At 60.6% G+C, this 23,419-nt stretch carries 22 protein-coding genes; 9 read left to right on the top strand and 13 right to left on the bottom strand.

Going from position 1 to position 23,419, the window contains the following annotated elements; translation table 11 throughout:
* The 4 genes from RSB01_RS08770 to RSB01_RS08755 form a co-directional block, all read right to left on the bottom strand.
* Positions 1-329: hypothetical protein (locus tag RSB01_RS08770; RefSeq protein ID WP_332625313.1), on the bottom strand; the 329-nt coding region annotated here is incomplete at its 3' end.
* A 123-nt stretch (positions 330-452) separates the two neighbouring features.
* Entirely contained in the window at positions 453-1,199 is a 747-nt protein-coding gene (locus RSB01_RS08765) for a hypothetical protein (protein WP_332625312.1), read from the bottom strand.
* 139 nt (positions 1,200-1,338) lie between these two features.
* Positions 1,339-1,995, bottom strand: a complete 657-nt coding sequence (locus tag RSB01_RS08760) for a hypothetical protein (RefSeq protein ID WP_332591115.1) — start codon at positions 1,993-1,995, stop codon at positions 1,339-1,341.
* A gap of 200 nt (positions 1,996-2,195) precedes the next feature.
* Positions 2,196-4,412, bottom strand: a complete 2,217-nt coding sequence (locus RSB01_RS08755; RefSeq protein ID WP_332591116.1) for a malate synthase G — start codon at positions 4,410-4,412, stop codon at positions 2,196-2,198.
* A gap of 77 nt (positions 4,413-4,489) precedes the next feature.
* Here RSB01_RS08755 and RSB01_RS08750 point away from each other — a divergent pair, with 77 nt between their 5' ends.
* Both RSB01_RS08750 and RSB01_RS08745 read left to right on the top strand, forming a co-directional pair.
* Positions 4,490-5,410, top strand: coding sequence for a LysR family transcriptional regulator (locus tag RSB01_RS08750; protein WP_332591117.1), 921 nt, complete (start codon positions 4,490-4,492; stop codon positions 5,408-5,410).
* Positions 5,411-5,479: 69 nt separating this feature from the next.
* Positions 5,480-5,740: a hypothetical protein gene (locus RSB01_RS08745; RefSeq protein ID WP_332591118.1), complete on the top strand. Its 261-nt coding sequence runs from the start codon at positions 5,480-5,482 to the stop codon at positions 5,738-5,740.
* Positions 5,741-5,807: 67 nt separating this feature from the next.
* Here the strand turns inward: RSB01_RS08745 and RSB01_RS08740 are convergent, their stop codons facing one another.
* A complete protein-coding gene (locus RSB01_RS08740; protein ID WP_332591119.1) occupies positions 5,808-8,246 on the bottom strand; it encodes a prolyl oligopeptidase family serine peptidase in 2,439 nt (812 codons plus the stop codon).
* Positions 8,247-8,444: 198 nt separating this feature from the next.
* On the opposite strand from RSB01_RS08740, the gene RSB01_RS08735 reads away from it, so the two are divergent.
* Both RSB01_RS08735 and RSB01_RS08730 read left to right on the top strand, forming a co-directional pair.
* A complete protein-coding gene (locus RSB01_RS08735) occupies positions 8,445-9,146 on the top strand; it encodes a CoA transferase subunit A (RefSeq protein WP_332591120.1) in 702 nt (233 codons plus the stop codon).
* A 3-nt stretch (positions 9,147-9,149) separates the two neighbouring features.
* Positions 9,150-9,800 carry a 3-oxoacid CoA-transferase subunit B gene (locus RSB01_RS08730; RefSeq protein ID WP_332591121.1) on the top strand — a complete coding sequence of 217 codons (651 nt, stop codon included), beginning with the start codon at positions 9,150-9,152 and terminating at the stop codon, positions 9,798-9,800.
* A 66-nt stretch (positions 9,801-9,866) separates the two neighbouring features.
* On the opposite strand, the gene RSB01_RS08725 is transcribed toward RSB01_RS08730, so the two are convergent.
* The 7 genes from RSB01_RS08725 to flgK all read right to left on the bottom strand — a co-directional run bounded on the left by RSB01_RS08725 (position 9,867) and on the right by flgK (position 17,061).
* A complete protein-coding gene (locus tag RSB01_RS08725; protein ID WP_332591122.1) occupies positions 9,867-10,346 on the bottom strand; it encodes a hypothetical protein in 480 nt (159 codons plus the stop codon).
* Positions 10,347-10,370: 24 nt separating this feature from the next.
* Positions 10,371-10,988, bottom strand: a complete 618-nt coding sequence (locus RSB01_RS08720) for an ABC-type transport auxiliary lipoprotein family protein (RefSeq protein WP_332625311.1) — start codon at positions 10,986-10,988, stop codon at positions 10,371-10,373.
* Positions 10,985-11,923 carry an MlaD family protein gene (locus RSB01_RS08715; protein WP_332625309.1) on the bottom strand — a complete coding sequence of 313 codons (939 nt, stop codon included), beginning with the start codon at positions 11,921-11,923 and terminating at the stop codon, positions 10,985-10,987. Before RSB01_RS08715 ends, RSB01_RS08720 begins: the two co-directional genes overlap by 4 nt.
* A gap of 14 nt (positions 11,924-11,937) precedes the next feature.
* Positions 11,938-12,744, bottom strand: coding sequence for an ATP-binding cassette domain-containing protein (locus tag RSB01_RS08710; RefSeq protein WP_332590903.1), 807 nt, complete (start codon positions 12,742-12,744; stop codon positions 11,938-11,940).
* Positions 12,741-13,892: an ABC transporter permease gene (locus RSB01_RS08705; protein ID WP_332590902.1), complete on the bottom strand. Its 1,152-nt coding sequence runs from the start codon at positions 13,890-13,892 to the stop codon at positions 12,741-12,743. Before RSB01_RS08705 ends, RSB01_RS08710 begins: the two co-directional genes overlap by 4 nt.
* 137 nt (positions 13,893-14,029) lie before the next feature.
* Complete coding sequence (locus tag RSB01_RS08700; protein ID WP_332590901.1) at positions 14,030-14,950, bottom strand: flagellin; 921 nt, start codon at positions 14,948-14,950, stop codon at positions 14,030-14,032.
* Complete coding sequence (gene flgK, locus RSB01_RS08695; RefSeq protein ID WP_332625308.1) at positions 14,947-17,061, bottom strand: flagellar hook-associated protein FlgK; 2,115 nt, start codon at positions 17,059-17,061, stop codon at positions 14,947-14,949. Before flgK ends, RSB01_RS08700 begins: the two co-directional genes overlap by 4 nt.
* Positions 17,062-17,471: 410 nt before the next feature.
* Between flgK and RSB01_RS08690 the strand changes: the two genes are divergently transcribed.
* The 5 genes from RSB01_RS08690 (at position 17,472) to mnmA (ending at position 22,974) form a co-directional block, all read left to right on the top strand.
* On the top strand, positions 17,472-18,932 hold the full coding sequence (locus RSB01_RS08690) for a flagellar hook-length control protein FliK (protein ID WP_332590899.1): 1,461 nt from the start codon (positions 17,472-17,474) through the stop codon (positions 18,930-18,932).
* A gap of 4 nt (positions 18,933-18,936) precedes the next feature.
* Positions 18,937-19,701: a flagellar hook assembly protein FlgD gene (locus RSB01_RS08685; RefSeq protein WP_332590898.1), complete on the top strand. Its 765-nt coding sequence runs from the start codon at positions 18,937-18,939 to the stop codon at positions 19,699-19,701.
* Positions 19,702-19,713: 12 nt separating this feature from the next.
* A complete protein-coding gene (locus RSB01_RS08680; protein ID WP_332590897.1) occupies positions 19,714-21,138 on the top strand; it encodes a flagellar hook protein FlgE in 1,425 nt (474 codons plus the stop codon).
* 187 nt (positions 21,139-21,325) lie between these two features.
* A complete protein-coding gene (locus RSB01_RS08675) occupies positions 21,326-21,610 on the top strand; it encodes a DUF1153 domain-containing protein (protein WP_312136305.1) in 285 nt (94 codons plus the stop codon).
* Positions 21,611-21,753: 143 nt separating this feature from the next.
* Positions 21,754-22,974: a tRNA 2-thiouridine(34) synthase MnmA gene (mnmA, locus tag RSB01_RS08670; RefSeq protein WP_332625306.1), complete on the top strand. Its 1,221-nt coding sequence runs from the start codon at positions 21,754-21,756 to the stop codon at positions 22,972-22,974.
* Between the two features lie 54 nt (positions 22,975-23,028).
* Here the strand turns inward: mnmA and RSB01_RS08665 are convergent.
* Positions 23,029-23,419, bottom strand: a 391-nt coding sequence (locus RSB01_RS08665; RefSeq protein WP_332625304.1) for a GGDEF domain-containing protein, incomplete at its 5' end; no start/stop codon positions are given.

Here is a 23,419-nt window from a genome sequence, read left to right as displayed (position 1 = left end):
CCCGAATAGAACGAGCAATCCTTGGTGACATTGCCCTTCAGGGTGAAGGTTGCGCCGTCATTGTTCGCTGCCGTGCCGTTGTTACCTTCGGCCGAACCGACAGCCACCCAGGTCGAACGGCCGTTCAGGGTCGCGAAATTAACGTCCTGAGCTTGAGTCAGGTCATTGCCTTTAGCCACGGTCAGACCGCTGGCCAGCGTACCAACACCAACATTCTGGTTGGAGTGGAAATTGTTGTACTGGCCTTTGTTCATCATGTTCTGGGCCGAAGCCGAGGTCGCCATGACGCTGAGGGCGGCAACGCCTGCAAGAAGTACGAAACGCTTCATCTGGTTAGTCTCCGGTGCGCGGCACCGGTTGGACCGGTCCCATTTTGGGGCTGTAAGTCGCCCCATTTTCAATCAGAAAACGGGTGACGGCCCCAAGGGTCCGTCACCCGCGCTCAAGCTTGCTTAGAAAGCTTGGATCTGGACGGCGACGGTGCCTTGGTAGTCACCGGCCAGCAGAGCCTTCGAGGCCACCGGAATGTTCACGGCCAGCGAGAAAGGCGACTTCCATGCACCGTGGTTAGCCACGTTGCTCAGAGCCGTCGAAGCGACGCTCAGGGTTTGCGAGCCACCGTTGGCGACCGAGTTGTGTGCAGCAGCGGTGTATTTGGCTTCAACCGAGAACGGCAGGTTGGCTTGGAACACGTTGCTGTCGTAGCCGCCGGTGTTGCCCGAGTTGATCAGGCCATCAGCGCTATTCTTGGTGATGGTCACCGAGTTGGCGGTGTTGCAGCCAGCCAGGTTGGTATAGACCGTGACGGTTGCCGGCGCGACCATGTCAAACGCAGCGGCCGGACCGGTATTGTCCGAGGCGTAGATGCCCAGCGTGCCGAAATCCAGCGTCTGGTTGGTGCTCGAACCCGAATAGAACGAGCAATCCTTGGTGACATTGCCCTTCAGGGTGAAGGTTGCGCCGTCATTGTTCGCAGCCGTACCGTTGTTGCCAACCGAAGCACCAACCGAGTGCCATGCCGACCAAGGCGAACCACCGGTTTGAGCGTCGATCAGGTTGGCACCAGCGAACGGCGGCGAGTCAACGTTGGTTTGGAACAGGTGCGAGAACCATTCGCCCTTGTTGATGGTGCCAGCAGCAGCAGGCGAAGCGATCAGAGCAGCGACTGCAGCAGCCGAAAGAAGAGTCGAAACTTTCATGGTATTTTCCTATCGATGTAATTGAAAAGCTTCTCGAGTCAGAAGCCCACTAAACTCAACAAATCAAAACTACATTCAGATTTCTCAAATAAAAGGCAATTCACCAATCAGTTGAGTTATCTAAAGCTTATTCCAAAACCTACATTCTTGGCGTAATCGTCAAAACTATAGATTCCGAATACTCACCCGCTAAAAGACCGACACCTTCAGGTGCTTGCGTCTCAATGCGTAAAACAGCTCCGCCCTTCGCGATGGCATCCACGCTGCTCAGCGTGACACCGGACAGAAGTTGGCGGCTTTCATAACGGCCCGACATCACACGTTCGGCCGGTGCCAGAACCGGCACATCAATATCCAACCCATAGGCCAGGCGACCTGAAAACGGACCTTCGCCGGTCGGTTTGGTGTTGTGGGTCAGACCGCCCTTAGCAGCACGGATATTCAGATCGAACGGGACGTTGCATTCCAGCCCCAGACGCGCCACGGCGCTGAGACCACCCGTCAGTTCGCCAAAATCGATGTCCGCACCGTTGCCCAACTCGCAACGCGAAGGAATGCGCCCCTCTACAGCCACATCGAAACCGGTCGGGCTTTCAAGGTTACCAGCACCGATCGGCATGGTTGGCAGATTGGGATCCGGCCCGATGATGACAGGCGTTCCCGAGGCATGGGCCTGGGCCATGCCGGCCGCCAGCAAAATGGCAGCCGCACAGAAGCCGCCCATAGCGATCTTTGCACTACGGGTGACAATATTGCAGCGATCAACGCGCTGCTGCTGCCCCAGAAACTCGATCAAAGGTCCGCTCCCATGCCGCAAAGTGCGACACCGCCCGAACCCCCTCGGCCCGAACTAAGGTCAACCTTCCAAAACCCGTGCCATCCTGTTTTGAAACAAAAGTGGCACACAACGAGCCATTTTTGGGCCCGAACATGGTTATTTCACGTTAACACATCGAGCATCTATGGCCATTTTCTGCCATTTGCAAGCGAACTGTATCATTTTGATATGCGACCCGAACACAGAGCGCCTCCACGCCCTGTGTTCCAAAAAGATACTGAGTAGCTTTGTTTTTTCAGTCTGCGGAAGGTTGTCAGCAGGTGCTCCGTATAGCCATTGGCCTGCTCGCGCCCTTTGAAAACAAGGGCCACAGATGCCTGCCACGCCAAGCCGTCATAGGCTGGAGCCATCGGCTGGTATCCGAAATCAGCCGCATTCTGGCGATCCACCACCACCGCCATGCGCCGCATGGAATCCATGACCTCGGACTCGATTGTAAAACCGTGATGCAGCCAGTTGGCGATATGCTGGCTGGAGATTCTCAACGTGGCACGGTCTTCCATCAGGCCGATATCGTGGATGTCCGGCACCTTTGAACAGCCGACACCCTGATCAATCCAGCGCGCCACATAGCCGAGAATGCCCTGACAATTATTGTCCAGCTCCTGACGGATATCTTCGGGTGCAGGCAACTCGGCGGCCAGCGGCAAGGTCAATAACGGCGTCAGGCCTGTCTCGGCACGGTTCGCCAGTTCCTGCTGTACCGACCAGACATCGACCTGATGGTAATGCAGTGCATGCAACGTCGCCGCCGTCGGTGAAGGCACCCATGCGGTCGAAGCCCCCGCCTTGGGATGGCCCGCCTTTGTCGCCAGCATATCGCCCATCCGGTCAGGGGCCGCCCACATGCCCTTGCCGATCTGGCCACGGCCCGACAACCCCGATTTCAGGCCGATATCGACGTTGCGATCCTCATACGCCTTGATCCAGCCGGTCGCCCTGACGGCCTCCTTGCGGACCACCGGCCCCGCCTCCATCATGGTGTGGATCTCATCGCCCGTGCGATCAAGGAAGCCGGTATTGATGAAGACCACGCGATCCTTGGCCGCCGCGATACAGTTGCGTAGATTGACGCTGGTGCGGCGTTCCTCGTCCATAATGCCCATTTTGAGCGTCAGTGGCGGCAGGCCCAGCCCCTCCTCCACCGCACCGAACAGGGCCGCCGCAAAAGCGACTTCTTCCGAACCGTGCATTTTAGGGCGAACGACATAGACCGAACCGGCGGGGCTGTTTCGCTCGGCCACCGGTCGCGCCAGATCGTGCAGGCCGACCAGACCCGTCATGGCGATGTCGAGGATATTTTCGGGGATTTCGCGCCCCTCGCCATCCAGCACAGCATTGGTCGTCAGATGCAGCCCGACATTGCGCTTCAGCAGCACACTGCGGCCTTTCAACGAAAACGCTGATCCATCCCCCGCCTTATAGGTCCGGTCGGTGTTCATGGTGCGATCCATGGACTGTCCGTCCTTACTGAACCGCGCCGACAGATCGCCCTTCATTAGGCCCAGCCAGTTGGCGTAAACAAGCACCTTATCTTCGGCATCGACGGTCGCCACGCTGTCCTCGGCGTCACAGATCGCCGTCAGAGCCGCCTCGACAACCACATCGGCTATGCCCGCCGTATCCGTCGCGCCGATCGGATGGTTGCGATCGATCACGATCTCGAAATGCAGCCCGTTTTGGCGCAACAACACGCCCGATGGCGCAGAGGCATCTCCTTTGTAGCCCGCAAAGGCCGTGGCATCGGCCAGAGCCGTTAGCGTGCCATCCTTCAGCGCCACCGACAGCGCCCCGCCCTCGATACAATAGGACGCCGCATCGGCATGGGAACCCGTCGCCAAGGGCGCAACCCGATCCAGAAACACCCGCGCCTTGTCGATAACCTTTTGGCCGCGCGCCGTATCATAGCCCTTGCCCGTCGGCAGATCGCCCAGCGCATCCGTGCCATAAAAAGCGTCATACAGACTACCCCAACGGGCATTGGCGGCGTTCAGCAAATAGCGGGCATTGGTCAGCGGTACGACCAGTTGCGGCCCCGCCATGCTTGCCAGTTCGGCATCCACATTGGCGGTCCTAACCGTGGCATCGGCCAAAGGGGCTTCAATATAACCGATCCCTGTCAGAAAGGCCTGATAGGCCTCCTGGTCCGGCTGGCCGGGATGGGCGCAGTGCCAGTCATCAATCAGTGATTGCAGCCTGTCGCGTTTGGCCAGAAGTTCGCGGTTGGCATCGGCAAAACGCGCCACCAAGCCATCAACCGCCGCCCAGAAGCCCTCTGCTGTCACGCCTGTTCCGGCAACAGCACGATCACGGACAAATGCGTCCAGTTCGGCAGCGACACTCAGCTTGCCGTGACGGATCATAGAATGGCTCATGGGAGGCTCCTGAATAACAGACGTTCACCCTAGGCCAGCAAAGCCCCACTATCGACAACAAAGAATGGTGTATATCTTTGCGTAAATCACAAAGATGGAGCCGCACCATGCTAGCCGAATACGAGATTTTCGTGCGGGCGCTCGAAGAAGGCAGTCTGTCGGCGGCGGCCCGCCGTCTGGACCTGTCGCCCGCCGTGGCCTCGCGTCGTCTGGCACGACTGGAGGACCGTCTGGGTGTGCGCCTGATCGAGCGCACCTCGCGACGTCTGGCCCCGACCGAGGCGGGTCGCCTTGTCTATGAACGTGCCCTGCAATTGCTGGATGGCGTCGAAGATTTAGAGGCACAGGTATCGCGCCGTACCACACAGGCGCGTGGCCTGTTGCGCGTTACCGCCCCCACCTCTTTCGGACGCCGACGTCTGGCTCCCTATCTGCAACCGTTTTTGGAACTCCACCCGCGCCTGACGCTGGAACTGAACCTGACGGACGCCTTTGTGGACCTAATGGCCGAGGATGTGGACCTCGCCATCCGCATCGGTACGTGGGATGCCGAAAATCCCGCCATGCATCGACTGGCCCCTAACCGCCGCATCCTGTGCGCCAGCCCCGACTATCTGGCCCGTTTTGGCAGCCCCGACACCCTCGACGACCTGCGCGACCACGCCCAACTGGCCGCCGAGAACCAGTCCCTGTGGCGGCTGCTTGGCCCCGACGGCCCCGTCACCTTCCGCGCCAAGAGCCGCGTGCGCACCAACTCGTCCGAAGTCGCCCGCGAACTGACCTTGTCGGGAGCCGGTATTGCCCTGCGTTCGACATGGGATGTGGGAGAAGAACTGAAGGACGGGCGGCTGGAAAGGGTGCTGCCCGACTATCAAGGCTCTCCCGACATCGCCATTTTTGCCCTGACCGCCGGACGCGCCCGATCCGAAGCCCGCGTGCGCGCCTTTATCGACTTTACCGCGGCGCTTTATGGCGATGTACCGCAATGGGATCGCTAGAAAACAGGAACAAGCCCCTGCCCCGTCACGTTACTATACGGGGGCGTTAATCCGGCACGGAGGAACGCCATGCAACCGATTGAAGCCCACCGCCACGACAAGGCCGCCGATGCTGTACATGAAGGGCGACCGGTCGAAGCCCGCTTTGTGCGCGGTGGCGGCAAGGGACGAACACTCCTGTCCATCCTCGTCGTCTCGACCTCGGTGACGGCACTGCTGCTGATCGGGCTGCTGGTGTTCTGGAACATTATGGCTGGCGACCCTGATCGCGAGGCCAAGCAAAAAATCGCCGATGCCGCCCAGTTTTCGCAAACCGTCCCGCGCTCTTGAAACTCTGAAACAGTCCAAACAAAAAGGGCGGAGGATGATCCTCCGCCCTTTGTTCTAACCCATCGGCTTATTGTGCCGGTGTGGCCGGTTTCATCCAGCGGTCCAGCCAGCTCGACATTTCGTAAAGCGTGTGGCCGACGCTTTCACGCGCACGATAGCCATGGTCCTCCAGCGGCAGGACAACATAACGCGCCGTCGCACCATTGCCCTTGAGCGCCGCATAGAAACGCTCGGTCTGGATCGGGAAGGTGCCGGAATTGGCATCTGCCTCGCCATGGATCAGCAGGATCGGCTCGTTGACCTTATGGGCGTAGGTAAACGGCGACATCTCGTTATAGGTCTCGGTCGCTTCCCAATAGGTGCGCTGCTCGGCTTGGAAGCCGAACGGCGTCAGGGTGCGGTTATAGGCCCCCGAACGGGCAATACCCGTCTTGAACAGATCGGTATGCGCCAACAGGTTAGCCGTCATGAACGCGCCATAGGAGTGACCACCCACCGCGATACGCTCGCGATCGGCAACACCCAGAGCCACCACCGCATCAACAGCCGCCTCGGCACTGGCCGAAAGCTGTTCGATATAGGTGTCATTCGGCTCTGCCCCGTCCACGCCGATGATCGGCATGGTCGGATTATCGAGAATGGCATAGCCCTGTGTCAGCAAGAACAGGTGGCTCGAACCCGACGGACGCACAAAGCGGTTGTCGCTATCGACCACCTGACCGGCGACCGACGCATCGGTGAACTCGGCAGGATAGGCCCACATCAGGAGCGGCAACGGACCGTCGCGGGTCTTGTCATAGCCCGCAGGCAGATAAAGCGTACCCGACAACTGTACCCCGTCCTTGCGGGTGTAGGTGATCAGCTCGCTGGTCACATTGGCCAGTTGTGGAGCCGGATCAGGGAAATGGGTCAGCGGCGTGATCTGCCCGTCCATCGCACGGATACGCAGGTTGGCCGGATCGGTCTTGGTCTGGCGATAGGTCACGAAACGCTGACCATTATCGTCCAGCAGACCCACCACGGTTTCATACTCGCCCGAGGCCGAGCGCCACAGACGCTGAACGTCTCCGGTTTTCAGGTCCATCGTGTCGAGGAACGGATAGGCCCCCTCGCGGGTCGCGCCCTCGCCCGTTACAAAGACGCGCGAACCATCAGCCGTGAACTTCATCACCTGACGACCGCTGGCATTGGCCTCGGTCATCACGCTGCCGGGGTTATTGTAGCGGTCCTGATAGTTGCGCTCCAACAGCACCTTGGTTTCCGATGGTTCCGACGGATTGACGAGGGTGCGCGTCTCGGTGCGGTTCTGGAACCAGCGGCTGTTGACGATAGCGGCATTGTCATTGCCCCAGTCGATACCGGCAAAGCGGTGTTTCAGGTCCGCCAGCGTCACGGTCGCATCATTGAACGGCGCACGCAGCATGAAGACGCGGTCGCGCACCTCGGCGGCATTGCGCGGATCACCACCGTCCTGTGCCTCGGTCCAGACAAGGGTTGAGGCCTCGTCACTGCGCCACTGCGCAGAGCGCGGGCCAGCGGCCACGGCATCGAACGAGGTCGGCACATTGTCACGCAACGGCAGGTCGGCAACTTGATGGACCATGCGGCCATTCATGTCCGATACCGTCACCTGCGTCGGGAACAGTGCCGCCGGAACGATATAGGAATAGGGTTTCTTGACGCGCGTTTGCAGCACATAGCGGCCATCGGGCGATACAGATGCGCCCAGAATCACACCCGGCTCGCCAAGGCTGCGCATACGGCCATTCAGGCTGACGACAACCGGTTGGCTGGTGAAGTAATAGTCGAACTGGGCCTCGTCCATCGGATTGGACAACAGGTCCTGATAGGTACGCACAGGGGCCACGCGGCCACCCGTCTCGTCAATCATCGGCCCTGACGGCGGACGGTCGGTGACCGGCGGGCGACCACGGCTGGCCGAAGTGGTCAGGGCCATCAGGCCCGAGCTGTCGGGCAGCCAGTTAAAGCCGTTCCCCGTCGTGGCATTGATCACGCCATTGGTCAGGCGCTTGGCACGCGCATCCGACAGGCTGGCGGTCCACAGTTCCAGACCATTGGTGGCATCGACCAAAAACGCCACCGACTGGCCGTTGGGCGACCACGACACATTGGTCAGGCGGGCATTGGCAGGCAGACCGGCAACCTTGCGCTCCTCGCCACCATTGACCGACTGGAAGCTAAGCCCCGTAATCCAGCTGACGCGGCTGTTGGCCGGACCATTATTGCGCGGATTGATACGATAGCCGCCCAGTCGCAGCATCGGTTCAGCCAGTTCCTGAATGGACGGCAGATTCGTGCGGTCGGTCAGCAAAAGCGTCTGGCGGTCCGGACTGATCGACACACCTGGATTGGGGCGCGAATCCAGAATATCGGCAATCGGTGCAGGCGGCTGCTGATAGGTCGGGCCATCGGCCATGGCCATGACCGGCATCCCCGCCGCCAGCAACAAAGCCCCGCAGGCCACAGACAGATTACGCAAACGCATAGCGCCCCTCCAGATCGTGATTTTCATTGGGTACCTGTTTGTGCGTGCCCGCCGCACAGGTCAACCAACGGGTCCTTTGAGCGGCATCTTTTGGCGCGTAATGCCACACACCCTATCCACCATCTTGCCGCTGTCGTATTCGCCCTTTAATGGGAAGACATACCGCAATATTCATCAGACGGTGAAAAAGGGAGCGACATGGGAAAGATTTACGCTGACGTGAAGTCTGCGCTGGAAGGGCTGACGTTTGACGGCATGACCGTCATGTCCGGCGGCTTTGGCCTCTGTGGCATTCCCGAAAACCTGATTGCCGCCCTGCGCGACAGTGGCGTCAAAGGCCTGACGGTCATTTCCAACAATGCGGGCGTTGACGGCTTCGGCCTCGGCCAGCTTCTGGAAACCCGCCAGATTGCCAAGATGATCTCGTCCTATGTCGGCGAGAACAAAGAGTTCGAGCGCCAGTATCTGGCCGGTGAACTGCAACTGGAATTCAACCCGCAAGGCACACTGGCCGAACGCATCCGCGCCGGTGGCGCAGGTATTCCGGCCTTCTTCACCGCGACCGGCGTCGGCACGCTGGTGGCTGAAGGCAAGGAAGAGCGCACCTTTGACGGCCGCCGCTACATCATGGAAACGGGTCTGGTCGCAGATCTGGCCATCGTGAAGGCGTGGAAGGCTGACGAGCGCGGCAACCTTGTGTTCCGCAAGACCGCCCGCAACTTCAACCCGATGATGGCCACCGCCGGTAAGGTCACGGTCGTCGAGGTCGAGGAAATCGTACCGGTCGGCTCGATCGATCCGGACCACATCCACACGCCGGGCGTCTATGTCGACCGCCTGATTCAGACCGTTTCGGAAAAGCGCATCGAACAGCGCACTGTTCGCCAGAAGGAGGCCTGATCCATGGCTCGTACCCGCGAACAACTGGCCGAACGTGCCGCCAAGGAACTGCAGGACGGTTTCTATGTGAACCTCGGCATCGGCATCCCGACGCTGGTGTCCAACTACATCCCCGAGGGCATGGTTGTGACCCTGCAATCGGAAAACGGCATGCTGGGCATGGGCCCCTTCCCCTATGAGGGCGAAGAAGACCCCGACCTGATCAATGCCGGCAAACAGACGATCACCGAAATCCCCGAGAGCGCTTATTTCTCGTCGGCGGATTCGTTTGCCATGATCCGTGGCGGCCACATCAACCTGTCGATCCTCGGCGCGATGGAAGTCTCCCAGACCGGCGACATCGCCAACTGGATGATCCCCGGCAAGCTGGTGAAGGGCATGGGCGGCGCTATGGATCTGGTGGCGGGCGTCAAGCGCGTCGTCGTGGTCATGGAACACGCCAACAAGCACGGCCAGTCCAAGGTTCTGAAGGCCTGCACCCTGCCCCTGACCGGCACGGGCGTGGTCAGCCGCATCATCACCGATCTGGCCACCTTTGATGTCAAACAGGACGGCTCGGGTCTGGAACTGATCGAACTGGCCGACGGCGTCACGCTGGACGAAGTCGCGGCCAAGACCGAGGCTGACTACACGGTTGCCGCTGGCGTCGCCTAAGACACGGCACAACCCGAAATGAAGAGAGCCGGAAGTTTCAAACTTCCGGCTCTTTTTTATAGGCCCCTAGTCCAGCTTGAACTGGACACGATGCAGTGCCGGCATACCCTCAAGCTCGCTGAATATGGTCACCGCCCTGCCATCGCGCGGCTCAACCACCGTGCAGGTAAAGCCTTGGAACGGGTTACCGTTCTGAAACAGGATCAGTACCCCTGCGGAGACCATCGCTGCGTTATACTCGGCACCATCCACGCTGTCGGCTGCATCCAGCCGAGAATGGACTTCCGAAACGCTGGCGATTTCACTGTTAGAGGCGATGTACATCATTTCGCCGCCGGGCTTGAAACGCATGTAGTCGCGCGGGAAGGCGGCGGCAAAGCGTTCGACGCCCGCCTCTTCAGCGCTCACCACCTTGCTGTCCCACACACCTACCACATCCTCATAGGTGCACAAACGCCCCTCCGGCAGCGGCTTGGCAGCCACCTGTGCACTGGCCGCAGTCGCGACCAGAACCATCGCCGTCGTCAATCCCACCAGCTTCAACATGTTCCCTCCAGCGTTTGATACGGCCTAGCGGACCACAGCCGCCTCGGTGGCTGTCCATTCCACAATCTTGCGTGTCACATCGGCATTGGCGCGCTCATAGGCCGCGACAATAGAGGCCACACGGTTCTCGCCCGCGCTTTCGACACTGTCGAAACGGTTGGAGGCCACAACATCGCGCTCGCGATTGGTCAGATGCACAGCCACAGAAACGCGCACATCCGGCACGGCCCCTGCCGCAGCATAGACGGTTTCAAAGCGGCGCACGTCCACGCTCAACAACAGCCCGTCCCGTGCAAACGCCCCAGACGCCAGACGCACACACGGTGCCCCCGCCGCAAAGGCATCCTCCAGCGAGGAATGGAACAGGGTTTCAGCCTGTGACACCCAGCGCGCCGTGCCGATATAGGCCGTCTCGGCTCCCGTCACCGTCAAAAGACGATCCCCGCGAGCGGCATTATCGAAATCGATACGACGCAGGGATACCGGTATTGGCTCGCAATGCGGCGCTGTCTCGGTGCGGGCGAAAACAGGTGCCGCGCCGAAACGGTAGGTCTGGACCGGATCAGGCGTTTTCAGCACCGCGCAACCGGACAGGGTCGCCGTTACCGCCAGCACAACCATCGGCGTCAAGATACGGATCATGGCTGGACCTCCAGTTCCTTGGCCGTCGGGCGGCCGATAAATTCGCGCGGGCTCTGGCGCACATTGTCGATCATGTCTTCCAGAGCGCGGGTCGCCTGGTTGAGCTGGCGTACGGCATCATTGATCTGCGGCACCGTGCTTGTACCGAACTCGCCCAGCGGCTCTTCGAGGCTGGAGGCCGAACGGTTGATCGAGGCAATCGCCGTGCGGGCTTCTTCGGAGGCCTTGGCGATATTGGCAATCGCGGCACGGCCATCGGTATTGATGATCTGGCGGGTATCGGCAGCCAGACCCTGATATTCCGCCACAGCCGCATTGGCGCTTTTCAGCGTCTGTTCCAGCTCCAACAGCATACCCTTGCGGGCATTCAGCTCGGCGGTCATCTCCTCGACATTGCGGATGCTGGACGAGAAGGAGCGGATATTGTCATCCGACAGCACGCGGTTGATGCGGTTCAGCGCATCCACCGTCTGTTGCAGCACCGTCCCCGATCCCGTCAGCAGTTCCGCCAGCGGGCTGGCCTGCGACTGGATCACCGGCACCGCATTGTCGGGATACTGGGTCTTCAACAGCGGCGTAGAGGTATCGCCCGCCGTGATCTGTACATAGTTCAGGCCGGTAATGCCCTGCGGTTCCAGCTGGGCGCGGCTGGTGACACGCACCGGCGTGGTGCCGTTCAGCCGTACACGCGCCACGACCTGATTATCCTTTTGAGGGTCGAGGTTCAGCTTGGTCACCTCGCCGACACGAATGCCGTTAAAATACACCTCGCCGCCTTCGGACAAGCCGCGTACAGGACCGTAGAAAATGATGTCATAGACATCGTAATCTTCGTTGAACTGCAGGCGAGCCAGCCAAATGGTGAACACTGCCAGTGCTACCAGAAGGGCGACGGTCACAATGCCGACCGCTGCGTAATGAGCGTCTCTTTCCATCTCGATCCGGCCTCCTAGTCGGCACTCTGTTTGGCCGCCCGCCCACGTGGGCCAAGGAAGTATTCCTTGATCCAGGGGTGGTCAGACTTTTCCAGCTCCGCAACGGGAGCCTTGGCAATAACGTGTTTGTCCGCCAGCACAGCCACCTGATCACAGATGGTATAAAGGCTGTCGAGGTCGTGGGTAATCATAAAGACCGTAAGGCCAAGGTCGCGCGACAGTTCCAGTATCAACTGGTCGAATGCCGCCGCCCCGATGGGGTCCAGCCCCGCCGTCGGCTCGTCCAGAAACAGCAGTTCGGGATCAAGGGCCAGAGCGCGGGCAAGGCCTACACGCTTGATCATCCCGCCCGACAGTTCCGACGGTTTCAGGTACAGCGCCTCGGGCTTCAGCCCGACCATGGCCACCTTCATCTCGGTCAGTTCGCGGATCACATTGCGCGACAGGCGCGTATGCTCCAGCAACGGTGCCGAGACGTTTTCCATCACGTTCAGCGACGAAAACAGCGCCCCGCGCTGGAACAGGATACCTGTGCGCTGCTCGACCTCGACCGCCTCGGCCTTGGTCATGGTGCTGCGGTCCTGCCCGAACAGCTTGACTGTGCCGTCTTCCGGCTCCTTCAGGCCGATGATGGAGTTCAGCAACACGGTCTTGCCGGTGCCGGAGCCCCCCACCACGCCGACGATTTCGCCACGGTTGACGGTCAGGTCCAGATTTTCGTGGATCACCCGATCGCCAAACTGGCTGAGCATACCGCGAACCTCGATGACAGGTTCCTGCACTGCCGTCGTCGGCGGGGCCGATGCCTTGGACGCACTCATAGGCCCAGCTCGATAAAGATCAGCGCAAAGATGGCATCCAACAGGATGATCGCGAAGATGGCCTGAACCACTGCCGCCGTGACGCGATAGCCGAGGCTCTGCACATCACCGGCCACGGCCATACCCTGACGGCAACCGATCGCCGCCACCACCAGTGCAAACACCGGTGCCTTGATAAGGCCCACCAGCATGTGACGCGGCATATAGCCATCCTCGACCAGACGCTGGAGGAAGAAGGCCGGCCCAACGCTCAACTGGCTCCATGTCACCAGCATACCGCCCAGAAGCCCGCCCAGCATGGCGACAAAAGTCAGTAGCGGCAGCATGATCAACAGGGCCGCCAGTCGCGGGATCACCAGCGCCTGAAACGAATCTACGCCCATGACCTGCATGGCGTCGACTTCCTGATTCATCTTCATCGAGCCGATCTCGGCGGCAAAACTGGAAGCCGAACGGCCCGCCAGCAGTACCGCCGTAATCACCACGGCAAACTCACGGAACACCGCCACGCCGATCAGTTGGACCGCAAATACCCCTGCCCCGAACTGGGTCAGAAGGTCCACGCCGATAAAGGCCACGACAGCGCCGATAAAGAAGTTGGTGACGACCACAATCGGAATGGCGTCCAGCCCCGACCGCTCCATCTGCGACACCCACGCCGCCCAGCGAATGCGTCGCGGGTTGCGCATTGTGGAAAGACACGAAACCAGCAGTCGCCCCAGAAAGGCAAAGGCCGCCATGCTTTCAGAGGCGAAATCATAGACCCCGTGGCCGACCTTGCTGAAACCGCGCACCCATGACGGCGGGCGCTTCGGCGGTGGCGTGGTCATGTCTTCCAACCGCGCAACCGTTTTGTAAATGCTTCCGGCCTCGGGGCGGGCTTGCCACATCGGCTTGGTCGTCGCGACGTCGGCGGCCTGTCGCAGGGCCAAAGCCCCCGCCGTATCAAACCGCCCCAGTGCAGACAGGTCGAGGCTTTCGACCGCGCGGCCATCCAGCTCGCGTTTCAGGCGCTCGGCAATATGGCCCAGTCCGGTCGCCGACCACGATCCCGACAATGCAAGACACACATGTCCTGCATCATCCGTATCAATCCGGTAGTCTGCACCGTGCGCTGTCATAAAACCCCATGCCTGAACAAAGGCCATCCCTCACCGGAATCCTGCCACGCTTTAGCCCCGACGCGCTAGTCAACACAAGATGACATATCGAAACAGGACTACAGCCCGACGCTCATTGAACGCGGGTCGCGTGTTTTTGTTCAGCTTGTAACGTCCTGTGCCGCTTAACGCAGATAGTCCAGCAACGAGACCTGACGCAGCTGGTTGATCACCTGCGCCGAGGCTTGCAGCGCGATCTGCGACAGCTCCAGCTCGGACACCGCCTTGAACATGTCGGCATCGGTTTTCTGGCCCAGCATGATCTCGACGGAATCGGCGCGCACCTGATGATCTTCGATCAGCTTTTCGACGCGCTGCTGATAGGTGCCGTTCGTCGCCTGCTTGTTGACCACATTGGTGGCCGAGGTGGTAAAACGGTTCATCAGATCGGTCAGGGCAGTGGTCGTTGCGCCATCCAGAGCCCCTGTCAGCGGGGTGGCGGCATCCAGTGCCTTCAGGTCCTTGAACACGGCGAACATTTCGCTGCCCAGTCCGTCGGCCAGAAAACCGGTATCCATCACCACATTCTCGTCCACGCGGCTGGACTGGCGCAGATAGCCGTTTTCAAAGGCATCCGCCGTGGTGCCCGCTGCATGCAGGTCATTCAGCGTGGTCGTTGCCACCGGCGGCTTGTCCGTCACCCCGCCCGAGAACAGGTACTGGCCCTGATGCTTGGTATTCAGGGCATTCTGGGCAATCTGGAACTGGACTTCCAACTCGGCCATCAAACCTTCGGTGCGTCCGCTGGCAATCGCATTGGCAATAGCCAGTCGCGAATTGGTCGCCGCCTCGTTCAGGCGGCTCATAGCCAGATCCTGCGCTTCCAGACGGTCGGCAACGGTCTTGCTGACCTCCTGATAGGCACTGATACGGGTCTGGCTGGTGCGCAGGGCATTCACCGTCGCTGCATCGCGCCCGAAGCCATGAAGGTCCGTGGCGTTCTTTTTCGTCGAGACCGTATTTTGCGCCTCGTTGTTACGCTGCTGCGCCGCCATCAAGTTCATGAGGGCGGACTGATAGTTCCCGTAGGTGGATACGCGGCTCATCGGACCATCCCGAACAGTGTGTCATACATATCCGACGCCGCCTGGATCAGGCGCGCCGAAGCGTTGAAGGCTTGCTGATAGGTGGTCATCAGCACCAGTTCCTCTTCCAGATTGACGCCTTCAAAAGAGCTGCGTCGGCTGGAGGCTTCATTCAGCAGGGCCGAGGCACCGCTGGCGGCGCTCTTGGTCAGATTGGATTTGGCACCGATCGTGCCCGCCATATCGGAGGCATAGCGGCTCAAGGTCGAGGTCGTCCCCGACACCCCACCCGCAGCACCGAAACGGGTCGAAAAATCACCCGCCCCCGCCAGCAAACGTGCGCCATCGCCATTGGCGGCGCTCAAGGCCGGCGAGCCCGCAGGAACCGTAAGGTCCAGACGGCCCAGCGCAAGATTGCTAGGGTTGCTAACAATATCGCTGCGGACCTCGAAGCTGCCCGAACGGGCTGTGCGCGTACCGCCGAGCCCGAATAGCTGGCTCATCGAAACGCCCGAGGGAGTCTGGCTGGTGCGGTCATTGACGACCGACATTTGCGCAGGTGGCGATCCGCGACCGGTAAATGTCACTTCACCATGTGCGTTCATCGAGAACGTGCCGTGACGTCCGGCCCCGTTCACCGGATCGTTCAGGTGGGCCAAAAGCTCGGTCATCGTGCCACCGCCCGCAGGCATAGCGACTTCGATATCGCGAATCTTCACGCCATTGCTGTCCGAGAAGCGGAAGCTGACGGTCTGGCCCGGGGCGAAACCGTGCTGGGACGCGCCCGTCATGCCTGTCTCGTAATTAGAGACACCCGAGGTGGACACCAGATCGTTCAGGCCAAAGAAGTGCGAGAAACCGCGTCCCGCCTTGCTGCTGGGCGTGGTGGCGTCATCGGCGATGGCCACGCCATTGCCGCCCGTTGCCTCAAGCTTCAGCTTGCCGTCGGCAAAGCTGGCATTCAGCCCCGGTACCTGCGCGTTCAGTACGCTCAGGAAGGTGGCGGGCGTTGCGGCCACACCATTGACCGTCATCGTGCCGCCATTGAAGACAATCTCGGCCGAGTTCTGGATCACACCGGCCGCATTGACCACGGCAATCGTGGTGGTGCCGGTAAAGCCGCTCAGGGCTGTGATCTCCGACATGCCGGTGTTGCGGCCTTCCAGAACCGAAGGTGCCGGAAACGCCGTCGAGGCATTGTGGGCGCGGTTCAGTTCATCCGCCAGCTTGGCTGTCAGTTCGCCCAGTTGCTCGGCGGCCTGTGCCGTATCCACGTCGCGCAGCTGCAACAGGCCTTTCAGCTCGCCACTGACCAGACCTTCGTTAAGCGAACGCACCGAGCCGCTCGGCTCGTGGACCATGATATCGTTGAAGTTGGTCGTACCGCTCACGGCACCGGCGCGGTTATATTCAAGCTTGCCCGCGCTGTTTCCGACCAGCAGCAGACCTGCGCCCGTACGGATTTCCACCCTGCCCGTAGAACGCGGGGTCAGACGGACATCCATAAAGCCCGACAGTTCGTCCACCAGCACCGCCTGCGCGTTCTGGGCACCGGTCGCATCGGCCCCTGTGACCGTGGCACGGGTGATCTCGCGGTTCAGCTTGTCGATCTGTTCCAGCAAGCCGTTGATGGATTCGACCGATGACTGGATGCGACTATCCGCATCCTCGCGCACAGCCTGAATCTGTCCGGTAATGCGTTTGGCTTCGTCGAATACAGCCTGTGTTTTCCACACAGCACTTTGACGTGCCGCCGCCGAGGTCGGCATTTCTGCCGCCGTGGCAAACTCGCCGAACAGTTTGTCGATGCTGCTAAAGAAACTGGTATCGCCACCGGGGTCGCCAAACAGGGTCTGGATACGGTCATACAGTTCGTAGCGAACCGTTTCGCGACCGGCATCCGCCGAGGCATTCAGTGTCGAGGCCTGCAAGAAGCGGTCTGTCGCCAAACGCACACGGGCGATCTCTACGCCCGACCCCACACCCTGTGTGGTCAGCGATTGCTGATCGGCAATCTTGCGCACATAGCCGGGGGTATGGATGTTCGAAACGTTGTCCGACACCACACGCAACTGGCTCTGCGCCGTATTAATGCCCGCCGTGGCGATATTCATGATCAGTCCAAGGGACATCAGCGAACTCCTTCGGCAGGTCGGTTGCGGGTCACGCCCGGCAAGGCTTGCAGACAACCGCGCAGTTCTTGCCCGGTATCCGCACGAGCGTTTCCACTCAAATCATTGATTTTACTAGACATTGGCTTTCGGCCCCTGTTCTCTCGAACACCATAGGGGCAATAAGCGGGCCAGTTTTTCCCGCGACAGAGCCCTGCCGATTCATGCCTGCCCGCCCGGCAAAAAGGATCAGGTACGGCAGGTTTGGCCACGGGCGCCCTCTGTGGACAGTGCGTGGACAAAATCCAGAAAACCTATCGTTTTCCTTAGGTTGTATGATTTTCGGAAAACTGGCCCGCCGCTTGCGACAGGGCTGCTGAATGTTTCCGGCGCAGAAGTCGCCCACCTTCACCAACAGTTATCGCTGGGCAATGTCCGCATCCGCTATCTTGTCTGTACTGCCACTCGGCGCTCCCAACGGAGCGGCGGGTTTTGATGCGTCCACGTCAGATAACGGATTTGCCGACCTGCTCGGCACGATGATGCAAGGCGACGACGTTGACGTTGTCAGCGACAATGTTGCGGCCCCTGTATTGGTGCCCCCGCCGGTTCCGCCCCTGTCCGTCATCCCTACCGTGACATCGGCGGTTCTGGCCGCAAACAGCGAAAATTCGGCTGAACCGGATACATCTGCGCTGCCCGACAGCGAGAATACGGAGACACCGGCGCAAGAACCGCAAACCGATTTACCGGTCCTCGCCGCGCCGGTTAGCCCGCTGGCCACGGCACCCGTAGAGAAGCCGCCCGCGCCGGTGGCGCCTGCCTCTACGCCAGTGCCCCCTGCCCCTGCCACGCAGCTAAACCTTCGCCCCGAAGTGCCCCTCATGTCACAATTGGGGACGCAAGTGGCCGCGGATGAACCGGCACCGGATGCGACGCAGATCGAGCTTCCTGCGCCCGCCCCGTCAGCACAGGATGCCGAGGCGGCACCGCAGCCACGCGCCCAACAGGTCGAAGCGACCCTGCGCCAGACGCAAAACCCGCAGCTTCAGGCCGCAACCGCCGCACAGGCTCTACAAGCCGTTCAAAAAGCGGCTGGTCAGACGGGTATTGGCCAGACGAGCATTGGCCAGACAGCAACCGGCGAGTTCAAGTCTAACGCTGCGGCTCACCGGCTGGACAAGGGCGGCAATGCCCTGAGCGCCGATAACGCCACGACATCGCCCACAGCCACAGCACAACCCACTGGCATGGCCGCGAGCATGGCCGAGCCCTATTCTGCGCCCACCCTCGGCCAGCAGACGCAAACGGCGGCCTCGCAAACCGCCCCTGCCGCATTTTTACCGGCCGATGCCGCACCTGACGCACAAGCCGTAATGGCCGAGGTCGCCCAGAGCGCCAACGCCCCCGAACTGCCCGCCGATAACCGTCTCGAGCAAACCCGTCTGGCAGCGGCCACCTTTAACACCACCGCCGAAATCGCCGCCCAGTTCGTCCAGAAGCTGGGCCAACGCGTCGCCCGTTTCGACATGGTCCTGACCCCCGAAACCCTCGGTACGGTCGAGATCGCCATGGAGGTCGGTGCCGATGGTGACGTTAAGGCCCGCATGGTCTTCGATACGCCCGCCGCCGCCAACGAGCTGCGTGCCCGCGCCGAAGAACTGCGTCGCCAGTTGAACGAAGCCGGCTTCCAGATTTCGGAAAACGCACTGGAATTCACCGACCGCGAAAGCGACCAGCGCGGTGGCTTCCAGCAATTCATGTCCGATGGCCGCTCCGGTCGTCGCGCCTTTGCAGGCAGCAGCCGTCTGGCCGAAATGGCCGACGCGGCACCGCCGCCTGTCTGGCAATCCGTTAGCCTGACGCCGTCCGGCGTCGATATAAAGGTTTGAGCAGATGGTTGATGCCGTAGGCTCCGCAAGAAACGCAGGTGACCGGATCAATGCCGGTACCACCACGCTGTTCGATAATTTTGAAACCTTCCTGACCCTTCTGACGGCCCAGTTGCGGAACCAGGACCCCCTGTCGCCGCTCGATTCCAACGAGTTCACGGCCCAGTTGACCCAGATGGCGGGCGTCGAGCAGCAATTGCTGACCAACGACCTGCTGCAAGGCATGCTGGAGGCCCAGAACGGCAACACCCTGTCCAATGCCGCTGCCTATATTGGCAAGGAAGGCACCGCCATCTGGTCCACGACCCGTTACGAAGACGGCAGTGCCGAATGGTCCTACGAATTGGGCAAGAACGCCGAAACGGTGTCGCTGGAAGTTCTGGACGCATCGGGCAAGGTCGTCTGGCGTGGCGAAGGCGACGGCAAGACCACCGGCGTTCACGACTTCAACTGGGATGGCAAGACCACCGGCGGCGGTCAGGTCGATGATGGCGGCGTCTATTCGTTGCGCGTCACCGCCAAGGATGCTGCGGGCAAGGATGTCGGCAGCCAGACCCTGATCCGCGGTCGCGTCACATCGGTCGAGATGTATGACGGCGTCCCCTATGTCACCATCGGCAAGTCGATCATGCCGCTGGAAACCCTGATTTCACTTGAGGAGCGGGCTGCAGTCAGTCCGTCTCCCCCTGGCACTGACGGAGAAGACCCACCCGAGGTCAATCACCGCTCAAATGTCCGCTCCCTCAATCCTCTTTCGTATCTGTCCTAAGGAAATCCAGTCATGAGCATCAATGGCGCCATGTTGGCCGGGGTATCCGGTCTGGCTTCTAACGCAGCGGCCCTTTCCTCGATTTCGCAGAACATCGCGAACGTGAACACGGTCGGCTACAAACGCGTAGCCACCGAGTTTTCAACCGTCGTCAACACCCAGTCGCAGGGCGTGTCCTATTCCGCCGGTGGCGTGAAGGCGAATACCCGCCAGTTCATCAGCCAGCCGGGCCAGCTTCAGCGCACCACCTCCTCGACCGATCTGGCCATCGGCGGTCAGGGCTTCTTCGTGGTGACCGAAAAGTCGGAAAACCTGACCCCTTCGGACGCCCGCCTGTTCACCCGCGCCGGTGCCTTCAAGGTCGATGAACTGGGCTATCTGCAAAACACCTCGGGTTACTACCTGCAAGGTTGGCCGGTCGATGCCGACGGCAATGTGAACCTTGACCCGTCGGACATGAACCGCCTGTCGACGATCAATGTCGGCTCGGTCGGCGGTGCCGCACAGCCGACCACCCGCGTCAGCCTGAACGCCAACCTCAAATCCTCGACCAAGCCGAACGCCGATATCGCCAACTACGATCCGTTGACCCATTCGATGTCGATGTACGCGATGGACCCGACGACCGGCATCAAGCCCGATTTCGAGATCACCGTACCGGTGTCCGACTCCAAGGGCGGTCAGCGTAACGTCACCATTTCATTCCTGAAGAGCGCCACCGCTAACGAATGGCACGCCGAAATCCGCGCGCCTGACGGTTCGGTCGATTCCACGACCAACCCGAACAACCTGCTCAAGTCGGGTATTGTCGCCTTCACGCAAGACGGCCGTTTCGACGTGGCCGCCATGACCGCTGCGGGTACCAACGCCCTGTTCGATCCGGCCAATCCGGTTCTGACCTTTGCTGGTTCGGATGGCAGCCTGCCGCCGGGCGCAACCGGTGCCGAGGCCCAGTGGGACGCCTCGCTGGGTATTGCGGGCCAGAGCATCGTGTTCGACCTGAACGCCTCGGCTGGTGGCCTGACCCAGTATGACAGCACCAGCTTCGTACAGGCGACCTTCACCAACGGTACGGCCTTCGGCAACCTGACAGAGATCCAGATTGACGATACCGGCTTTGTCACCGCCGTGTTCGACAATGGCGTCATGCGCAAGATCGCACAGGTCGCGCTGGCCACCTTCCCGTCGACCGACAGCCTGAGCGAAGTTTCCGGCAATGCCTACCGCGTCAGCCAGAGCTCCGGCACCTACAACCTGAAAGCTCCGGGTACCGGCGGCGCAGGCATGATCGGTGCATCGCAGCTGGAAGCGTCCACCGTGGACCTCTCGCACGAGTTCACCAGCCTGATTACAACCCAGCGCGCCTATTCTGCATCGTCGAAAATTATCACCACCGCAGACGAAATGCTGGCGGAGCTGATCAATATCAAACGTTGATTATTGCCGGAATTTTCCCGGTAAGTCCCCGTAAGTAAAAGTAAGTTCGACGTTTCTGTGGTCATAACCTGACCGCAGAACATTGCTCGATATTAGCCTTTCCTTCACCACAACGCTTAAATTGGCTTTAGCGGGAGGCCTCTATGGTGAGTGTCAGTGGTGATGGTGGTGAAAGAGGCATTAGCCCATGCTGCAAGAGCGACGCCTAAATAATAATGGCGAACAATATGTAGTCGGCCCGACGGGTACGCCCCTGACGCTGCGCGATCTTCCCCCCGCGGATACGAACCGCTGGGTGATCCGTCGCAAGGCCGAAGTGGTGGCTGCTGTACGTGGTGGCCTGATTAGTCTGGAAGACGCGCTAACGCGCTATCGTCTGACCGCAGAAGAGTTTGCGGCCTGGCAACAGGCTATTGAAAAATGGGGTATGCAGGGTCTGCGGACCACGCGTATCCAGAGCTATCGCGACTGACCTATAGACAGTCGTACATGATATGGGCCGCTACCGAGGGGGAGCGGCCCTTCTTCATATCTGGCTTCATATCTGGCTTCATTGTTGGCATTTTTGACAACTGTGGCCCCTATGGCCTCGAAATCGCGCCGCTTAGCCCCTAAATGGCGGCTATGACTATGACCGATGACCTGACCTGCCCCATTCCCGATATCGTCCCCATGTCCCCCGCCGACATGGAGGCCGCGATCGAGAGCGTGCGACAGGCCGTCGGCCTGCCTCTGGGAACCCGTATTATAGCCGCCATGTCGGGCGGTGTTGATTCCACCGTCGTTGCCGCCCTGTTGCACAAGGCAGGCTATGATGTGGTGGGCGTCACCCTGCAACTTTACGACCATGGCGCGGCCCTGAAGAAAAAGGGTGCCTGCTGTGCCGGACAAGATATCCACGACGCCCGTCTGGCCGCCGAGACGATCGGCATTCCGCACTATGTGCTGGATTACGAGAACCGCTTCAAAGACGCTGTGATGGACCAGTTCGCTGACTCGTATCTCAAGGGCCAGACGCCGGTCCCGTGCATCCGCTGTAACCAGACCGTCAAGTTCCGCGACCTGTTGGACGTCGCCCGCGACCTCGGGGCCGAAGCCATGGCCACCGGCCACTATGTGCGCCGCGCCATTGCCGGTAACCGCGCCCAGATGCGCAAGGCCATCGACCATTCGCGCGACCAGTCTTACTTCCTGTTTGCCACAACTCAGGATCAGCTGGACTATCTGCGCTTCCCGCTGGCCGATCTGGAAAAACCACAGGTGCGCGGCGTGGCTGCATCTCTGGGCCTGCGCATTGCCGCCAAGCCGGACAGTCAGGACATCTGTTTCGTACCGTCGGGTGACTATCGCACTTTGATCGACCGCCTACGCCCGCAAGGTCGCGAGGCCGGCGAGATCGTCCACATGGACGGTCGTGTGCTGGGCAAGCATTCGGGCATTACCGACTACACGATCGGCCAGCGTCGCGGCCTGAATGTCGCTGTGGGCGAGCCTCTGTTCGTCACCAAGCTGAACCCCGAACTGCGTCAAGTGATTGTCGGCCCGCGCGAAGCCCTTTTGACCGCCAGCCTCGTGCTGGAAGAAACCAACTGGCTGGGACAACACGCCACCATCGAGGAAGCGGCACAAGACGGTGCCGAAGTTCTCGCCCGCGTCCGCTCGACCCGTCAGCCCTCCAAGGCCCGTCTGATGCTGGAAGACGGCATGGTCAAGGTCGTGTTTGCCGAGGGCGAGGAAGGCGTGGCCCCGGGGCAAGCCTGCGTCCTCTATGATCCTGCCGATGACGAGCGCGTTCTGGGCGGTGGCTTTATCCAGTCCACACAGGCCGTTCTCTAAGCCAGAAAATAAAAAGGCCACGGCATCGCTGCCGTGGCCTTTTTCTTGTCCCGCTCATTTCGGAAGGGGCGCATCCTCGTGAAGGACTGTCCGGTTTCGACCATCCCGCTTGGCCCGATAAAGGGCCGCATCGGCCAGTTGCAACAGGTCCGCACCATTAAGGTCCATGTTCGGCTGCCACTGGCTGATACCGAACGACATGGTGACAGACCCCAACGGGCCGTTGCGAAGGCGCGGCGACAGCTTGGACACCGCCTCGCGTACATCTTCGACGCGACGCAAAAGGTCTTCCTTGCTTGTGCCCGGTGCGATGATGGTGAACTCTTCACCCCCGAACCGGCAGACAATATCCCCGTCGCGGAAACGCTCGCCAAGTTCGCTGGCGACCAGAGACAGAACCGCATCCCCCGCATCATGACCATATTCGTCATTGAAGCGTTTGAAG

This window comes from Brevundimonas sp. (assembly GCF_036659295.1).
Taxonomy (GTDB): domain Bacteria; phylum Pseudomonadota; class Alphaproteobacteria; order Caulobacterales; family Caulobacteraceae; genus Brevundimonas.
This window is presented reverse-complemented; position numbering and strand designations above follow the sequence as displayed.

What these genes read in the sequence shown, in the direction of transcription:
- RSB01_RS08735 (WP_332591120.1), top strand. Translation starts at nt 8,445, where the DNA reads ATGGGAAAGATTTACGCTGACGTGAAGTCTGCGCTGGAAGGGCTGACG.
- RSB01_RS08720 (WP_332625311.1), bottom strand. Translation starts at nt 10,988, where the DNA reads ATGATCCGTATCTTGACGCCGATGGTTGTGCTGGCGGTAACGGCGACC.
- RSB01_RS08680 (WP_332590897.1), top strand. Translation starts at nt 19,714, where the DNA reads ATGAGCATCAATGGCGCCATGTTGGCCGGGGTATCCGGTCTGGCTTCT.
- RSB01_RS08685 (WP_332590898.1), top strand. Translation starts at nt 18,937, where the DNA reads ATGGTTGATGCCGTAGGCTCCGCAAGAAACGCAGGTGACCGGATCAAT.
- mnmA (WP_332625306.1), top strand. Translation starts at nt 21,754, where the DNA reads ATGGCGGCTATGACTATGACCGATGACCTGACCTGCCCCATTCCCGAT.
- RSB01_RS08715 (WP_332625309.1), bottom strand. Translation starts at nt 11,923, where the DNA reads ATGGAAAGAGACGCTCATTACGCAGCGGTCGGCATTGTGACCGTCGCC.
- RSB01_RS08740 (WP_332591119.1), bottom strand. Translation starts at nt 8,246, where the DNA reads ATGCGTTTGCGTAATCTGTCTGTGGCCTGCGGGGCTTTGTTGCTGGCG.
- flgK (WP_332625308.1), bottom strand. Translation starts at nt 17,061, where the DNA reads ATGTCCCTTGGACTGATCATGAATATCGCCACGGCGGGCATTAATACG.
- RSB01_RS08745 (WP_332591118.1), top strand. Translation starts at nt 5,480, where the DNA reads ATGCAACCGATTGAAGCCCACCGCCACGACAAGGCCGCCGATGCTGTA.
- RSB01_RS08690 (WP_332590899.1), top strand. Translation starts at nt 17,472, where the DNA reads ATGTCCGCATCCGCTATCTTGTCTGTACTGCCACTCGGCGCTCCCAAC.
- RSB01_RS08710 (WP_332590903.1), bottom strand. Translation starts at nt 12,744, where the DNA reads ATGAGTGCGTCCAAGGCATCGGCCCCGCCGACGACGGCAGTGCAGGAA.
- RSB01_RS08755 (WP_332591116.1), bottom strand. Translation starts at nt 4,412, where the DNA reads ATGAGCCATTCTATGATCCGTCACGGCAAGCTGAGTGTCGCTGCCGAA.
- RSB01_RS08705 (WP_332590902.1), bottom strand. Translation starts at nt 13,892, where the DNA reads ATGGCCTTTGTTCAGGCATGGGGTTTTATGACAGCGCACGGTGCAGAC.
- RSB01_RS08675 (WP_312136305.1), top strand. Translation starts at nt 21,326, where the DNA reads ATGCTGCAAGAGCGACGCCTAAATAATAATGGCGAACAATATGTAGTC.
- RSB01_RS08700 (WP_332590901.1), bottom strand. Translation starts at nt 14,950, where the DNA reads ATGAGCCGCGTATCCACCTACGGGAACTATCAGTCCGCCCTCATGAAC.
- RSB01_RS08730 (WP_332591121.1), top strand. Translation starts at nt 9,150, where the DNA reads ATGGCTCGTACCCGCGAACAACTGGCCGAACGTGCCGCCAAGGAACTG.
- RSB01_RS08765 (WP_332625312.1), bottom strand. Translation starts at nt 1,199, where the DNA reads ATGAAAGTTTCGACTCTTCTTTCGGCTGCTGCAGTCGCTGCTCTGATC.
- RSB01_RS08725 (WP_332591122.1), bottom strand. Translation starts at nt 10,346, where the DNA reads ATGTTGAAGCTGGTGGGATTGACGACGGCGATGGTTCTGGTCGCGACT.